The organism is Methanobrevibacter sp. (assembly GCF_017409525.1).
GTDB lineage: Archaea > Methanobacteriota > Methanobacteria > Methanobacteriales > Methanobacteriaceae > Methanocatella.
The window spans coordinates 1-16738 of sequence record NZ_JAFQSO010000002.1; the positions used below are offsets into that span (position 1 = coordinate 1).

Consider the following 16738-nt stretch of genomic DNA (forward strand, 5'->3'; position numbering starts at 1 on the left):
ATCCAGTGGTAATTATAATAGGGATACTGGTGTTTGGACTATTGGCAACTTAAATAAGGGGGCAAGCGTCAGTTTAGATATTACCTGTAGAGTTAATGCAACCGGTTTGATTGAAAATGAGGTATCTGTTTCAGGAAATGAATACGACTATGATGAAACAAATAATTTTGACTCTAAAAGCATAATGGTTAAGCCGGCAAGCGATTTAGCAATCTCAAAGTTAGTCGATAAAAGCATTGTGAATTACTTGGATGTAGTTAAGTGGACTCTAATTGTTACTAATAATGGTCCTGATGCTGCTACTGGTGTTAAGGTTTATGATGCTTTGCCTAGGGGTTTTGTTTATTTGAATTCCACTATGCCTTTGGTTAATAATGAGATTGAAATTGGTAATCTGGCTGTTGGAAGAACAGTAACTGTGGATATTTATACTAAGGTCAATATCACTGGTAGCTTTGTTAATGTTGCTAGTGTCAGTGGTAATGAGTTTGATCAGGATTTATCCAATAACAAAGCCAATGCATCAATTCTTGTTAAGCCCGCAACTGATTTGGTAGTCAGTAAAGTAGTTAATCAATCCAAGCCTAACTTCGGTGATTTGGTAAAATGGGCTATTTCAGTTTTCAACAGGGGTCCTGATTCTGCAAATGGTGTTGTAGTAAACGATTTGCTTCCAAAATCATTGATTTGGATTAGCGATAATTCATTAGATAAATATGATGCCGCCACTGGAATCTGGAATGTTGGAACTATAAATAAAGGGGAAACAAAAACCTTAGAGATAATTACCAAAGTCAATGCAACTGGTCTATTTACAAATAATGTTTCTGTTTCAGGCAATGAATTTGATTACAACATGTCAAATAATCAGGATAATGAAACAATCAACGTTTCAAAAGCATCTGATCTATCTGTTGTCAAATTCGTCAATTCTACTTCAGTAGAGTACCTCCAACTAGTGAAATGGACAGTAATTGCATATAATAATGGACCGGATAAGGCCACTGAAGTCATAGTCGATGATATCTTGCCGGATGGTTTAATTTTACTTAACTATACTGCAACAAAAGGAGTTTATGACAATGGAATGTGGTCGGTATGCTGCATTGAAAATGGGGATAGTCAATCATTGGAATTAATATGCCAAGTAAACAAGACAGGAACATTGACAAACATTGTTGGAATCACCGGAAAGGAATACGATCCGGATTTATCAAATAATGCCGACAATGCATCTGTTTTTGTACCTACTTCATGTGACCTTGCAATTGCTAAAACAGTTGATAATTCATTCCCTGATTTTGGAGATATTGTCGAGTGGCATATTGTAGTCACTAATAATGGTCCTGATGACGCATTTGATGTTACTGTAGTTGACAGGATGCCTGATGGTTTGGAACTGATAGAGTCCATTGTCAGTGCTGGAAGTTTTGGTGAGAATATCTGGTATATTCCTAATTTGGAAAATGGCGCCAGCGAATATCTCACTCTACGTTGCCTGGTTAAGACATTGAATGATGTTGAAAACATTGCAGAGGTAATCCCATCTCAATACGATTGGAACAAATCAAATAATAGGGATGATGCATCAATTACCATAAATCCTGTTGCCGATTTGGGCATAATAAAATTCATTGATGAGCCTCAAGCAAATTATTTGGATTTGGTTAAATGGACATTGATGGTTTTCAATTATGGGCCAAATGATGCAACAAATGTCTTTGCAAGAGATGTCATTCCTGATGGTTTAACTGTTGTTAGCGTAACTGGAGATGGAGAATATTTCGATTCAATATGGGAAATCGGCAATCTAAAAAACGGTGAATCCAGAAGATTGGATATTGTATGCAAAATCACCTCAACCGGTAAGTTCACCAATGTCGCTGAAGTCTGGGGTGATGAGACTGACCCTGATTTGTATAATAATGACTGTGAGGAATACCTTTTTGTACCTCCGGCAAGTGATTTGTCCATTACAAAAACAGTTTCCAAATATACGTATTCAGTAGGGAATATGGTTAGATATTCAATAAAGTTATCCAATAACGGTCCGGATGTGGCTGAAAATATTGAAGTCAATGAAATTATGGATGATTCCTTAATGATGCAATCATTTAAGGTTAGTGCTGGCAATTTCAATAAATTGAATGATGTTTGGTCATTGGATTTATTGGATGTAGGCGAATCAGCATTCCTAAAAATTAATGCAATAGCTAAAAAATCAGGTTCTGCTAGAAATAATGTTTCCGTTACTAGTGATAATTATGACCCTGATTTGAGCAACAACGATGATACTGTTTTGGTAAACATCATCAATGATTCACATAAGCATAATTATCCTAAAAACAATAAGACAATTGAAAATGATCCATTAGGGAAGTTTTCTTCTATTATTTTAGAAAACTACAGGTCAGGCAATCCATTTGCCGTGGTTCTGATTTTAATTGTGCTTTTGATGGGTACATTTTGTACTAGCGATATCTTAAAGAAAAGATGATTTAAAGTAGCTTTTAAGCTACTATTTTTTATTTTTTTAAAACAGTTTTTTCAAATTTTGTAACTATCAAAATTATTAATTTCACGACAAATTATTTTTATAGTTGTGTCTATAACTTGCCAAATAAAGCCCCATTTTTACAATTTAATCAATACCTTTAAATAAAAGTTCTGATAAATGTATTAGTAGATATTGATGTATTCATGATTTTTTTTAAAATTTGAAGCATAAATCAATATTCTTAATTAATTAAATGAGGTGTAATTATGTCTGACGAAGAAATGATTGAAACTTCTGAAGAATATCTTGATGAAGACGAAGAAAAATTACCTTTCGCTAAAGCTGAAGTTGTACGTTTAATGAAAGAAAATCTTGATGATGACAAGATGATTAGGGAAAGAGTAAAAGTAGAAATGAATAAGTTCTTAGGCGATGTCTTAAAAAACGTATGTAAACAATTAAACGATTATCCATACACCACAATCGAATATGAAATGCTTAAAGAATCTACTTACCCATACACCAACATCGAAAGAATCAATCAAGAAAAAGAAAGAATATTATTACACTTAGAAGCTATCAAAGCAGATTGTAACGCTTTAGCTATGGATGTTCAAAAAACTTTAAAATTAAAAGATGTTGTTGAAGAGGATTCATTTGCCAGTTTTTCAGCAAATGATGATGAAGAGGAAGAAGAATAATTCTCTTCCTAACCATCTTCAATATGGCTAAAACCTGTTTTTAATTCACGCAATTCCTCTTCGGGAATTTCTAAAATTTTCACACTATCACTTACGATATTGCTTTGTCCGAATGGATCTTGGATAATTAATGTAGCGGTGCCATTTCCTTTTTTTAGTTCTTGAATCTGATTGAGGGTGTTTTTCGCATTTTTTTGAGATTCGTCATCTTCAAACAATTTCAATGCCTTTTTCACGGCATCTTCGAAGCGATTGAGTATTCCTTCAACATTAGTAACATATCCCTCTGACTTTGGACCAGGCTCTACTTTAATTCCAATTTCAGGTATTGAAACGGTAGCTGATTGTGACCTTACAACACGCACTGTCAATGTGTTTTTGTTTATTTCAAGCACATATTTTGCAGGGTCGTTCTGTTCAAGTGCAATGATGTCGCTGTGTTTGAATCCGCATGATGGGCATTGGATGGTTGTTTCCAAAACCTTTCCAAAATGAGGTATTTCAAGCTCTTTCATAATCGATTTGGCTTTGCCTTCAACAGAACATGCAGGACATTTTATAATCATTTCAGTTAATTGGTCTTCATTCATTTAAAACATATCCTCTTTCGGTTAATTCATTTATGATATTATCTAATTTTTCCTGGTTGGAAGCGCAGATGGTTGTCTTCCTGTATTCGGATAAGTTATATAACTCATTTAAGTATTCTTTTTTATTTTTATCCTCATTAATATTTTTAATAAACTTTTCGGCAGCAGAAACATCAGATACATTGATATTTCTAATCAGCGGTTCCTTAAACCCTTTAATGTTGTAGACGATTTTTTCTATACTTCCATTATTCTGGTTGATGATGATGTCAATTACATCGGCCAATTCATCAACGCTGTTGGTCAAGTTTATTGTTGCGCAGGATTTATTGATTATTGCCAGGATTTTATCGAGAGTCTTATCGATAGTTTCAGTATTGATGATGTTCACGTCATTTGCACGGGCCTGCTTTAAGAGATGGTCATGGATAATTCTATTTTCTCTAAAGAAATCCAATTGTTTTCCACCCCTATGTATTTGAACTGCCCTTTTCACGAACCTCTCCTTATGGGAATCTTCATCGGAACTCAATACAAAGAAATAGATGTTTGCATATTCTTTGAATTGTTCAATATTGATCAATCCCGGAACCAAATGGACTCCTTCAATGATTATATCATCATAATCGGTAATTGCCCTTTGGATAACTTTTTCTAAAGCAGGAATAACAGATGCAGCATGCTCATCGAATCCTGCTGAAACTAACTCATTATAGCTTTCATAGCGATTTTTGTTTCTTAAATGTTTATATGCATCATAAGATGAGCTGTGAAGTGCGGGAGCATACTCTTTTCCTATGATTCCTCTGACAACCGCTCTGATGAAGTCACTTTCAATCAAATGCTTTATGTTCAATGTTTTAGCTAGTTCGGCAGCGATTGTTGATTTTCCAATTCCTGATGCGCTCCCGATTAGTATAACATAAGGTTTTCTCATGTTAATTTCTCCTATTTAATTGAATTTTCACAAATATTTTTATAATTATATATTGAATAATATAACATAAAACATTATACTTTATTAATGTGAAAATCAATAGTTAATTATATATCATTTTTTGAAATAATTTTTTGAAAAATTAGGATAATGAAATTACATGGTTAGTTATAAGTTATAAATTATAGGATTAGGGGTGAAGTTATTGTATTCAATTAAATCAGTTAAAGAAATTCAGGATTTAAATCCATTCATTGTTGTCGGTTGTGGCGGAGGTGGAGAAAAGTTCTCCAACCTTGATGGTGTTGAAACAGTAGGTTTCATTGATGATGATGAAAGAAAGCAAGGAAAACAGTTTTGCAATCATGTTGTTTCCGGTAGCTTGAAGAAATGTTTAGAGGGAGCTCCAGATGCAAAATCACTTGTAATAATGTTGCCTATTGGTGCTGAAGGTTCTGCATTAAAATATGCAGTTCAAGCCATTGACGCTGGTTTAAATGTTGTTACATCTTTTAGGTCTTTATCCCTTGAAGATAACTTGTCATTAAAGAAATTTGCCGATTCAAAAAATCTTGTAATTAAAGACATCGGCCCAAGATTAGATGTTGTTGAACAAATAGCTGGAGTTGCCCCTGAAAAATCATGTGAAGTTTTACCGAAAATATCCTATAATCCTAAAGCTCCAGTAATTTTTGTTGGAGGCACTTCTCAAGAGTGCGGTAAGAGGACTACTACAAAAATGCTTGGTGTGGCTAGTAGTCAGAGAGGTTTGACTCCTGCAATCATATCAACTGATGAAATGGGTTTGGAAGAACCTACTGATTTTAATTTCAGAGCAGGAAGCTTGTCTGCTATGGATGTTCCTGCAGCAGTATTGTCTGCAATCAAATATGTTGAAGAAACCAAACATCCAGATATTATTTTTATTGAAGGTCAATCTAGCTTAACTGAAAATGGCAATCCTCATCCAAGGGGTTTATCTGCAGCAATTTTAATTGGTGCCGCTCCGGATGCTGTTATTGTTGGACACAGGCCAAATCATCCTTATAGGGAGCCTAGAGGTATTGTGGAAGAAATCAAAGCTATTGAAGCTGTAGAACCAACTAAAGTTGTTGGTTTATCTATCAACTTTAAAAATGCCAGCTTGGATTTATGTCCTGAATACTTCGAGTCCAAGTTTAATTTGCCGGCTGAAGATGTTTACAATAACGGTGCTGATAAGTTATTAGATGCAATTCTTGAATATTTAGAGGGGTAATTGAAATGAGTTTTATGGATAATTTAAAAAGAAGTTTAGGTTTTGAAGAAAATGAAACTGGCGATAATAAGGAAAGCGCTCTTTCCAATATATCTAACATGTTAAATAATCTGACAAATTCTTCAAATAAAAATGATGGACATCAAAAGCATAATAATAAACAATACGGGCAAAATTCAAGACCTACACCAAATCCCGCTCCTACTCCAACCCCGGTTTATGATGAGTATGAGGGGTATGATGAGTATGAGGTAATTATTCCGGATCAATCATTTTATGAAATTGTTCTAATTAGACCGAAAACTATTGATGATATCAATTACGTTATAGATCAAGTAATTGAAGAGAAAAATCCTGTTATTTTAGATTTATCCTTTTTGGAAAGAGAAAGTGCTGCTAACTTTAAACTAGCTGGAGAAAAAATTAAACAGATGAGAGAAAGATTCGGCGCTCAGGCATTATTGCTTGCAAGAACTGAGGATAAGGATTTGCTTATTGTCTCTCCTAAAAAGGTAAGAGTAATTAACAAGGGATAAGTAGATTAATTTCTACTTGTTACTTTTTTTAAAAATTTCAAATATCTTATTAAGATATATGTCACGATTATAATAGCTATTGCTATTTCTATTTTTAATATTGGGCTTAATATGGTGGCATATCCTATTTTGCTTACCACTCCTTTTGTTGCAATGGCGCTTATTACGAATGGGAATGTAAATGCCGCAAAACTGGGGAAGAAATCTAAATTTCTATATTCTATGAGCTTAAATAGGGCGAATATGTAGAAAATACATGCAAAGAAGTATAGGATTATTATAAACTCATTGGAAATGTTTTGCGCTGAATTTAGATATCCTACTATTAATATGCTTAAAAGTGCCGTAAAGATACAGATTAATGGTTTATTAGCATCAGGGATATTGGGATATTTCAAATATCTATAGATTACAAGGGGCAGGGTGATTATCATTGCTATGAATCCGACAATGAAAAATAAGAATCCGATTTCTTCCACTCCATGCACATTGGATGTAATCGCACACATTGTAATTCCGACAAACACTATCCAGTATGTGGGATAGACATCGGAAATATTGAAATTGTGTGCAATAAAATGGTAGGAAAAGTAAAACATCAGTAGAATGTGTAAAGCTATTCCACATATCCATAGTGCATATGCCAAAGTCGAGTCAAATTGGATGACATATGTAGATAGAATCATCAAACTCATGGAAAATGTTCCGGAACTGCTTACAATTACCGGATTTTTAAAGTCCTCTTCAATGTTTTTCGGATAAGAAAAGATTTTTATAATTATTAAAATTAGGAGTATTGTCCCAATGCCTCCAAACAGGTACCTTAAATACGGATGGAGGTCTTGTGTTAAATTTCCAAGGGACAACAATGCAAGAATCAATCCGCAAATGGGTATTGGGATATTTTTAATCAAATTCATCATGTGCTCCTAATGGGGTTTTTAGATTCCGAAGTATTCCTGAGCATTCCTATGGGAAATTTTTTCAATTTCCTTTTTTTCAAATCCTAATCGTGTTAATTCACGGATAGTCTTTGCAACAGAAAGGGGATCTGACGGTTTGTTACTGATGTCACTATTTAATAGAAATCTGTCAAAACCATATTCTTCTAAAATAGCTATCGCATCCTCTTTTTCCATTTTTTGGGGCTGAACAGTTAACCCCAACATGCAATCACTATTTATGGCCTCGCTTATAACGTTTGGATTGATATGGTCAATAACTGCTTGTTTTTCATCTAAATGTTGGGGAACAATATCTAAAATTTCTTTTAGGACTTTTTCTTTATTTTTTCTTGGGGTGTGAATAATCACTTTTGAATTGGTCTCGTCTGCAATGTCTAGCTGTTTTTTAAAGATTGATATTTCACTTTCAGTTAGGTCTTCAAGACCAATTTCTCCAATCGCTACAATGGAGTCATTTTCAATCCATTTGTATAGATTTTCATATATTGGTTCAGGGTTATCGATTGTGTTTGCAGGATGTATTCCCAATGCTACTTTCAAATCAAGGCCATATTCGGATGCCCTTTTTGTATCATAATTTAAAATTCTATTCAGATGATTTAAAAGCACGCTTTCATTGTCGATTTTATATGGATAAAAACTACAAGTTATGGCTGTATCAATTCCTGCTAAATACATTTTTTCAAAATCTTCACTGCTTCTTGAGTCGGCATGCATGTGGGTATCAATCATTTAATCACGTCTGTAAAATTTATCTAAGTTCATTTTTGTTAGTTATATTTTAAATAAATATTTAATAATTATAATCTTTTTTAAATCTTTTGGAAGTGTTATTTGGTGTAGTTGTTCACTTTAATAGATTTTATATTTTTTAGTAATAAAAATATCACTATAAGTAATACTACATAGGTGGTTTAAAATGTTTGAAAATCAAGAAAGTCTGAAAAATTTTGAATCTATTTTTGAGGATGTAAAATTTGTATCAAATTCGTTTGTAAGGCTTAAAATATTGGCTGCCTTATTTATCATACCTCAAAATATGAAAGCATTGACAGAAAGTACAAATTTAAGTTATAGCTCAATTTCAAGCAATATGCATGAATTAGAGCTTAAAGGTTTTGTATATCGTGAACAAAATAAATATTTCTTATCCAATTCTGCAAAAGTTAGAATTGAGGACATGATAGAATTTAAAAGAATTATAGATTTATTAAATGATTTTTTTAATATTTTAGATAGTCATGTTGTTGACATGATTCCAAATGAATCTGTAGCTGAACTGTATTTGCTTGGAAAAGCAAATTTGATTGAATCCAGTGGAATCGATGCATACAAAACATATAATTTCATTAATAAATGTTTGGCAATGGCGGATGATGTAAAATGCGTATTGCCCTTTTATTACAAACCTTTTTTTGATAGTTTAGAAAGTTTGGTTTCTCAAAATAAAGAAGTTGAATTGTTTGTTCCTGAAGCTATATTGGAGAGATTTGATGAAAGCTTTAAAGTTAAAAATATTTCCTTTTTTAAAGAGGATAATATCTTTTTGTTAATCGTCACAAATCAGGTCATGATTTTAGGTTTATTTATGGATAATGGTTATTTCGACCAAAACAGATTGTTGGCTTCTAAAAATGATGATTCGATAAAATGGGCAAATAACCTATTTGAAAATTTTAAAAAGTTAAATAAATGAGTTTCAAACTCATTTATAATATTTTTCCAGATATTCGTTAATTTCAGAAATTGCCACTCTCTCCTGTGCTTCTGTATCCCTGTCTCTTATGGTTACTTGATTATCTTCAAGTGTTTCAAAATCAACAGTTATTGCGAGAGGAATGCCGATTTCATCAGCTCTAGCATATCTTTTTCCTATTGTTCCAACAGCATCGTATTCAACAGTAAACCCTGCCATCCTTAATTTTTCAGTTAATTCCTGAGCAATTTCACGAGGGCCTTCTTTGTTTACGAGAGGGAAAATTCCAAGTTGCACTGGAGCTACGGATTTGTCAAATTTAAAGTAATCTTTCTCTTCGGTTTCACAGAACGAATGCAATAACACGGAATAGGTTATACGATCGATACCGAAAGATGGTTCAATTACATGAGGAGTAATTTTTTCTCCGGTAATTTTTTCCTCAACCTCTTCAAAAATGAGCAAATCTTCAGTTACTTCATAAGTTTTGTCTAATTCAACTGCAAATTTCCCGTCGTTTTCTATTGCTTTTTTAATTTCATCAACGTCTGCAGTTTCAATAGCCTGTTTTACTTTTGGAGAATCTCCTTTAAATATAGGTCCAAATTTGGATAAATTAGGCTTTACAATAGTTTTTTTAACTATTTTAGGTTCATCATATTCAACAAACACATTCAGCTCATCGTTACTGTACTCGGAGTGGGAAGTTAAGTCATAGTCGCCTCTATCAGCTATTCCTATAATTTCAACCCAACCATATTTGTCGGTTTTTACTTCCACATCCCAACAATCAAGAGCATAATGAGCCATCTCTCCAGCCAAATGCTGTCTAAACCTTAAAACATCTTCAGGAATTCCAATTTCAGTTAAAAATTTACGGGCCAGGTACAATTGATAAATTAACATTTCATTTGCTACAATTCCTTTATCAAGTGCTTCACGTGCAGTAATTTCTAAAGGTTCTAAGTTTTTTTCCTGAACTTCCTGTGAATTTAAGCGCAAAATCACCTCTTCAATTTGTGAGAATTTTGGATGAGTTTTATCTTTTGGATTTAAAAATATTTCAGCTTCGGCTTGTGTGAATTCTCTAAGTCTTATGACTCCTTGTCTTGGTGAAATTTCATTTCTATATGCTTTTCCAAGCTGTACTGCACCAAATGGAAGTTTTCCTCTGAAAAATCTTTCCAATCTTTTAAATAAAATGAAGATGCCTTGTGCTGTTTCCGGTCTCATGTATCCGACTTTATCTCCTTTAGCACCAATTTCAGTTTTAAACATCAGATTATAATTCCAAATGTTTGATAGTTTCCCTCCACATTCTGGGCAAGTGATATTGTTGTCAATGACAATTTGGTCTAATTCTTCATTTTCAAGACTCTCTACATCTTCACCAATTACCTCTTCAATAATATGGTCCGCTCTAAAAACTTCTCCACAGTTTTCACATTTGCACATCGGGTCTGTAAAGTTGTCAACATGTCCTGATGCTTTTAAAACTTCTTTCGGCATCACGGTTGGGCCTTCAATTTCGTAAAATCCTTCACCAGAAACATATTGTTTTCTCCATTTTTGCATGATATTGTTTTTTAAACTTGCTCCAAGAGGACCATAATCTGTAAAGCCGGATACTCCTGAATAAATTTCAAAAGATGGCCATAAAAATCCTCTTTTTGCACTGATATTTGACATTTTATCATGATTCATAAATATTATCTCCAATTATTTTTTTAATTCATAATCAAGTTTTACTCTACTACTTTCCGGGCTGGTTTGCCCCATATATTTACTATTCCTATCCGGATGTCCGTAAGGTATTTCTGATGGGCTTGTCATTGTTTCGAAAACAATTTGACAAACTCTTTGGCCAGGATAAAGAGCTACGGGCATTGCACCGATATTAGATATTTCCAAAGTGATTTTTCCTTCAAAACCAGGGTCTATAAATCCTGCGGTTACATGCATTGTAACGCCAAGTCTACCCATACTTGAACGACCTTCAACTCTTGCAACCAAATCAGCAGGTAGTTTTACATATTCTAAAGTAGTAGCCAAGGCAAATTCATTAGGATGGATTATGAATGCTTCACCTTCTTCAACAGTTGTTGATTCCATATATGATGTAAGGTCATCTTCATCTTTAGGATCAATAAATGGTTTTCTGATAACTTTAAATACTTTAAATTCATCTCCTAATCTCATATCAACAGAAGATGGTTGTATTTGTTTTTCATCCATAATGGGTTCAATCGCTATTTTGCCTTCATTTAAATATTTCTTTATATCTTTATCGCTTAAAATTGCCATTTTTTCACACAAGTAAGTTTATAAGTATTATAATTCTTTAATTTCTATTAGATTGTCTAGTCTATTAACTACATTGTCAATAGCCTCTTTAGTGTAACTGATGCTGATTGCATCAAATTTGCATGTATTTGAGCAAAGACCGCAACCTTTGCAGATGTCATAATCAATTGTAATCTTATTGTTTTCCATTGAAATCGCATCAAACATGCAAACTTCATCTAAGCACTTTTTACATTTCTTACAATTCTCTTCATGAAGTTCTACAGTAACTCCTTCGAGTTTTTCTAATTTATCGCTAATTTCATCATCTAAATTAGGATAAACTTTCCACAAACAACAGCATGGACAGCAATGACAGATTGTTAGAAGTCCTTTTCCAGGGTGCACATTCATCCAAACGGTATCTATTTTATTTCTTCCAATAATATGGCTTAAACCTGCAGCATCAGCTTTGTCCACTTGCGCTAAAGCTTCTTTCACTGTTGCCTTTTTTCCAACATGTTTTGGAATTTTTGCGGCTGTTGGTCCAAGGAAAATACATCCAAGGTCTTGAGGATAATCTTGACAGTTATTTGAGGTTCTACAAAGGCAGGAATTCATAATAACAATTTCATCATTACGTTTAATTACTTCTTTAATTATTTCAGTGGGCAGGAATTCAGAGCCTTCAGATTCGACTTTTTTATTAATAGGGATAGTATTTGGCACAACAATAATCTCATCATCTTTAAATAATGCAAAATCGATTATTTTTTTATAGATTTTTGATTTTTTAGTAAATTCAGCTATTCTAAATCTCCAATTGAAGATGTACTTAAGGATAAATCTGCTGAAATCTACAATTCTAGGTCGTCTCATTGTTCACCAAGTTTATTTTTCAATCTTCTCAATATACCTTTAAAGGTATGTGCTTCTCGCCCTGTTATAAATGCTCTTGAAATGATGTTATTGAATGTTTTAAGACCATTTCTTTTCTTATGTTCTGGAATATCCAGATAATCAATTATTTCTTCCATGTCTTTGATTAAATATTCTTTTTCTAAATCTGTACTCTCATTTACTCCTTCAACACCGTATTCATGTTTGTTTTTAAATAATTCATAGAATATAATTGCTGCCGCATGAGATATATTCATTATTGGATAAGTCGGATCAGTTGGAATGGAAACGCAAATATCACAATCTTCTATTTCTTTATTTGTAAGTCCGTTTCCTTCTCTTCCAAATAAAATTGCAATTTTATTTGAAATATTCATAGATTTGCCAAGTTCTTCGGGTCTAATTGGAATTCTTGATAAATTATAGCTTCCTCCAGCCATTCCGGTAGAAGCAACTTTAAAATCAATTCTTTGGGATTGATAAAAGTCATCAAGTGTGGGAAATATTTTAGCATTTTCCACTATGTATTTTCCATGAGTGGCTTGATAATATGCCTCATTTGTTAATGTTGGAGGATTGATTAATACCAAATTTTTCAATCCAAAGTTAGCCATTGTTCTTGCAAGAAAACCAATGTTTCCAGGGGTTTCACACTCCACGAAAATAATGTAAATATTTTCTTTAAAAAGACGGATTTCTTTTTCTTCTTCTCTTGCAAGTTTTGCTCTAGCAGCTCCTCGGGATTGTTTAGTTGATTTTGCTTTTTTTGTTGAAGTTGATTTCTTTTCGGGTTTGCTTTCTTTTTCTGCATCCGGTGAACTCATAGTTGTGGTTTCCACAACTTTTTCTTCACTTACAGCGGCATCTCCTCCTATTTTAATCAACTCCTAATATAATTATTCATAAGCTTTATCCAACAATTCTAATAGATGCATGCATTTAATATCTTCACAACCTATTGAGTTTAGACCATCTTGTAAGTTCAATTGGCAAAATGGACAGATAGTAATCACGGCATCAGCACCTGTGTCTTTAATCATTTTTGCTTTTGACTGGGATAATTCTAGTGCAATTTCTGGTTTTCCGGATTTGATTCCTCCACCGGCGCCACAGCATTGGCAAGGATATAGCATTTCCTTAAATTCAATGCCGGGTATTTTTTCAATAATGTCTCTTGGCGCATCTTTAATGCCCTGTCCTCTTCCTAAGTGGCAAGGGTCATGATAGGTAACAGTCATATTGACCTCTTTTAGTTTACTTTCATCAAGTTTATCTACTAAAAATTCACTGATGTCCATTACATTTAATTTTGAGCCAAATTCCGGGTGGTTATTCTTCAAAGTAGAGCCGCATCCAGAGCAAATAGTTATTATTGTATCATAATCTTTAAAGACTTCTTTGTTTTTATCAACGAGATTTTGAACGATATCGGTCTGCCCGGTTCTTAAAAGTGGGGAGCCACAACAGACCTGCCCTTCAGGAACGTCAATATCAATTCCATTTTCTTTTAGGATTTTAACTAAAGTATGGCCAATTTCAGGGAATTTATAATCAACCATGCAACCGGTAAAGAAAGCTACTTTCGAACCGGTATAGTTATCTGCCTCTTCAATAAATGATGTTTTATCAGTTTTTATGGACCTTCCGCTATTTAGGATATTTTCTCTAAATGCTACATGTTCTGGAAGAGGTCCTGAACCATTTGCAACCGCAATAGCCCTCATTTTTTCTATTGCATCTCCAAATGTATTGATATTTTTTGGACAGACTGCTAAACATTTGCCGCAACTTGTACAATTATAGAGGCCTTCATCCAATGCTTCTTTTAATCTATCAAAATCTTCTCTAGGGTCACTTTCAAATTTACGTATGTACCTCATTAGGTAAGGTCCGCCAAATTCTTCTGTGGCAATATTTACAACAGGGCATGTTGAATAGCAGGAATAACATTCAATACAGCTTCTAACATTTTTAGTGTCTTTTGTCTCGTCTTTGGTAATTGAATTATCAAGTTCACTACATTCATGGTCACATTGAAGGGATAACTCTAAATCTTTAACCTTAGCTTCAATACTGGATTTGTCAACGATTAAATCTTTAATGACCGGGAATCTGAGAGGTTCAATGATTGCTCCATCCTTTATTTCTTTTTGACAAGCCAGGGCCCCATTTCCTTTAAATAGTATTCCGCAAGATCCGCACTGGCCAGCTCTACAAGAACTTCTAAAACTAATGTCTGCATCATATTTTTCGTTAATAGCTTGCAGGGCATCGAGAACTTTCATGTGAGGTGTTTTTTCAATTTCATAACACTCTAAATGAGGTTCTTCATCTGTTTCTCTATCAAATCTTGAAACATAAACTTTAATCATCATTTACCTCCAATTTTGTTAAAAGCTTATAAACCATTATAATATACATATTTATACATCAAACTATTATATAATATATTGTATTAATGATTTTTTTGAGGAAAATATAATGAATTTAAAAGAATTAGTTACGGGAGTTGCCGGTGATAAGCAATTTTTGCTTGGTAATGAAGCTGCTGTAAGGGGAGTTATAGAAGCTGGTGTTTCTATTGCAGCCACTTATCCAGGGACTCCATCATCAGAAATTGGAAATGTATTATCTTTGTTGGCTAAAGAAGCCAATATTTATTTTGAATTTTCTACTAATGAAAAAGTCGCAATGGAGGTCGCTGCTACTGCAGCCGCTTCTGGACTTAGGTCATTTACATTTATGAAGCATGTAGGTATGAATGTAGCTAGTGATTCCTTCATGACAACTGCATATTCTGGTGTCAATGGGGGCATGGTTATTTTATCTGCAGATGATCCATCACTTTTTTCATCTCAAAACGAGCAAGACACTCGTAATTATGCAAGGTTAGCTAATGTGCCTATTTTGGAACCGTCCAATTGTCAGGAAGTTAAAGATATGGTTAAATATGCATTTGATTTATCCGAACAATTTAACTTGCCTGTTATAGTAAGAACAACCACTCGTGTATCCCACATGAGGGGAGTTGTTGAATTTGGTGATGTGAATGATAATTCATCAAACAATGAAAATCATTGGAAAAGAGGTCATTTTAACAAGGACCCTTCAAAATATGTTCCGGTTCCTGCATTTGCGGGAGATATGCATGTAAGATTGTGGGATAAAATCCATAAAATCGAAGAAATTACAAATAAAAGTGAATATAACTTTGAAATGGATTTTGCTAGTGATAAAAAATACGGCCTCATATCATCCAGTAGTGCATATAACTATGCTCATGACGTTGTCAAATTCAATGGTTTGGATGTTGATGTTTTAAAATTGGGGTTCTCTTATCCTTTTCCACAGGATTTGGTTGCCGAATTTTTGGATGATTTGGATGAGGTATTCATAGTTGAGGAAGTTGACCCAATTATTGAAAGGGATGTTTTGGCCACAATTGGAGCTAAAAATCTCAATGTTTCTGTTCATGGAAAATTGGATGGGACTTTTCCACTTTTCCACGAGTTTAACTCTGATGTTGTAAGTGATGGTTTAAATAAGATATTAAACTTTAAAGATGATGAATTAATTAAGTATTCTTCAAGTTTAGAAAAGCTTGAAGAAGATATTCCAAACAGAGCACCGGTTTTATGTGCCGGATGCCCTCACAGAGCAATGTATTATGGAATCAATAAGGCAATTGATGAATTAGGTTTGAAAGCATCTGACGTGGTGTTTGCGTCAGATATCGGATGTTACACATTAGGTATCAATCCTCCTTATAACTGTGCGGATTATTTATTGTCTATGGGTTCTAGCGTTGGAGACGGATGCGGATTTTCAGTTTCAACTGATCAAAAGGTAGCTAGTTTCATTGGAGATTCAACATTTTTCCATAGTGGTGTTTCACCGTTAATCAATGCGGTTCACAATAAGCATAACTTTGTTTTAACAGTTTTGGATAATAGGATTACTGCTATGACTGGAGGTCAGCCAAACCCTGGAATTCCTATTGATGGGATGGGTGATGAGGCGCCGGAGATATCAATTAGAAAACTGGCTGCTGCATGCGGATGCGATTATGTACGTGTAATAAATCCATTTAACTTGGAACAAGTAATCAAAACCTATAAAGAAGCATTCCAAAGAGAGGATACTGCAGTCATTGTTTCAAAAGCTCCATGTACATTGATTAAAGGTTTAACTAAAAAACCGCCAGTTAATTTTGTTGAAAGTAATTGTAATAATTGTGATAAATGCGTAAGTGAACTTGCATGTCCGGCTATTTCAAAACTAAATGGTAAAATCACTGTTGATAAATCTCAATGTGATGGATGTAATGTATGCATTCAAGTTTGTAAATATGGGGCGCTAGAGGCAGGTAGGTGAG

At 33.8% G+C, this 16738-nt stretch carries 15 protein-coding genes; 6 read left to right on the forward strand and 9 right to left on the reverse strand.

Annotation, left to right across the window (positions count from 1 at the left end; translation table 11 throughout):
* A partial coding sequence (locus IJE64_RS00580; RefSeq protein ID WP_292780541.1) for a DUF11 domain-containing protein occupies positions 1–2497 on the forward strand: 2497 nt, incomplete at its 5' end.
* 266 nt (positions 2498–2763) lie between these two features.
* Positions 2764–3198: a hypothetical protein gene (locus IJE64_RS00585; protein ID WP_292780543.1), complete on the forward strand. Its 435-nt coding sequence runs from the start codon at positions 2764–2766 to the stop codon at positions 3196–3198.
* A gap of 8 nt (positions 3199–3206) precedes the next feature.
* Here the strand turns inward: IJE64_RS00585 and IJE64_RS00590 are convergent, their stop codons facing one another.
* Positions 3207–3788 (reverse strand): ZPR1 zinc finger domain-containing protein, encoded by a 582-nt coding sequence (locus tag IJE64_RS00590; protein WP_292780546.1) that lies wholly within the window; start codon positions 3786–3788, stop codon positions 3207–3209.
* Complete coding sequence (locus IJE64_RS00595; RefSeq protein WP_292780549.1) at positions 3781–4725, reverse strand: 3H domain-containing protein; 945 nt, start codon at positions 4723–4725, stop codon at positions 3781–3783. Before IJE64_RS00595 ends, IJE64_RS00590 begins: the two co-directional genes overlap by 8 nt.
* 205 nt (positions 4726–4930) lie before the next feature.
* Here IJE64_RS00595 and IJE64_RS00600 point away from each other — a divergent pair, with 205 nt between their 5' ends.
* A complete protein-coding gene (locus tag IJE64_RS00600; RefSeq protein ID WP_292780552.1) occupies positions 4931–5983 on the forward strand; it encodes a DUF1611 domain-containing protein in 1053 nt (350 codons plus the stop codon).
* Positions 5984–5988: 5 nt separating this feature from the next.
* Positions 5989–6519, forward strand: a complete 531-nt coding sequence (locus IJE64_RS00605; RefSeq protein WP_292780554.1) for a cell division protein SepF — start codon at positions 5989–5991, stop codon at positions 6517–6519.
* 5 nt (positions 6520–6524) lie between these two features.
* Here the strand turns inward: IJE64_RS00605 and IJE64_RS00610 are convergent, their stop codons facing one another.
* Together IJE64_RS00610 and IJE64_RS00615 are read right to left on the reverse strand one after the other, a co-directional pair.
* Complete coding sequence (locus IJE64_RS00610; RefSeq protein WP_292780557.1) at positions 6525–7439, reverse strand: TDT family transporter; 915 nt, start codon at positions 7437–7439, stop codon at positions 6525–6527.
* Positions 7440–7460: 21 nt separating this feature from the next.
* Complete coding sequence (locus tag IJE64_RS00615) at positions 7461–8216, reverse strand: TatD family hydrolase (protein ID WP_292780560.1); 756 nt, start codon at positions 8214–8216, stop codon at positions 7461–7463.
* Between the two features lie 187 nt (positions 8217–8403).
* Here IJE64_RS00615 and IJE64_RS00620 point away from each other — a divergent pair, with 187 nt between their 5' ends.
* The gene (locus IJE64_RS00620) at positions 8404–9180 is read left to right on the forward strand and encodes a winged helix-turn-helix domain-containing protein (protein WP_292780562.1); all 777 of its coding nucleotides are present in this window, start codon (positions 8404–8406) and stop codon (positions 9178–9180) included.
* A 9-nt stretch (positions 9181–9189) separates the two neighbouring features.
* Here IJE64_RS00620 and glyS read toward each other — a convergent pair whose 3' ends face one another.
* From glyS to tfrB, 5 genes are read right to left on the reverse strand one after another with little or no spacing between them, the layout of a single operon-like run.
* A complete protein-coding gene (gene glyS, locus IJE64_RS00625; protein ID WP_292780566.1) occupies positions 9190–10884 on the reverse strand; it encodes a glycine--tRNA ligase in 1695 nt (564 codons plus the stop codon).
* Positions 10885–10899: 15 nt separating this feature from the next.
* Positions 10900–11484: a dCTP deaminase gene (gene dcd, locus IJE64_RS00630; protein WP_292780570.1), complete on the reverse strand. Its 585-nt coding sequence runs from the start codon at positions 11482–11484 to the stop codon at positions 10900–10902.
* A gap of 27 nt (positions 11485–11511) precedes the next feature.
* Positions 11512–12342 carry a DUF362 domain-containing protein gene (locus tag IJE64_RS00635; RefSeq protein WP_292780573.1) on the reverse strand — a complete coding sequence of 277 codons (831 nt, stop codon included), beginning with the start codon at positions 12340–12342 and terminating at the stop codon, positions 11512–11514.
* Positions 12339–13247, reverse strand: coding sequence for a TrmJ/YjtD family RNA methyltransferase (locus IJE64_RS00640; protein WP_292780576.1), 909 nt, complete (start codon positions 13245–13247; stop codon positions 12339–12341). Before IJE64_RS00640 ends, IJE64_RS00635 begins: the two co-directional genes overlap by 4 nt.
* A 12-nt stretch (positions 13248–13259) precedes the next feature.
* Positions 13260–14735 carry a fumarate reductase (CoM/CoB) subunit TfrB gene (gene tfrB, locus IJE64_RS00645; RefSeq protein WP_292780740.1) on the reverse strand — a complete coding sequence of 492 codons (1476 nt, stop codon included), beginning with the start codon at positions 14733–14735 and terminating at the stop codon, positions 13260–13262.
* A 109-nt stretch (positions 14736–14844) separates the two neighbouring features.
* On the opposite strand from tfrB, the gene iorA reads away from it, so the two are divergent.
* Positions 14845–16737, forward strand: coding sequence for an indolepyruvate ferredoxin oxidoreductase subunit alpha (gene iorA, locus IJE64_RS00650; protein WP_292780578.1), 1893 nt, complete (start codon positions 14845–14847; stop codon positions 16735–16737).
* Position 16738: the final 1 nt, after the last annotated feature.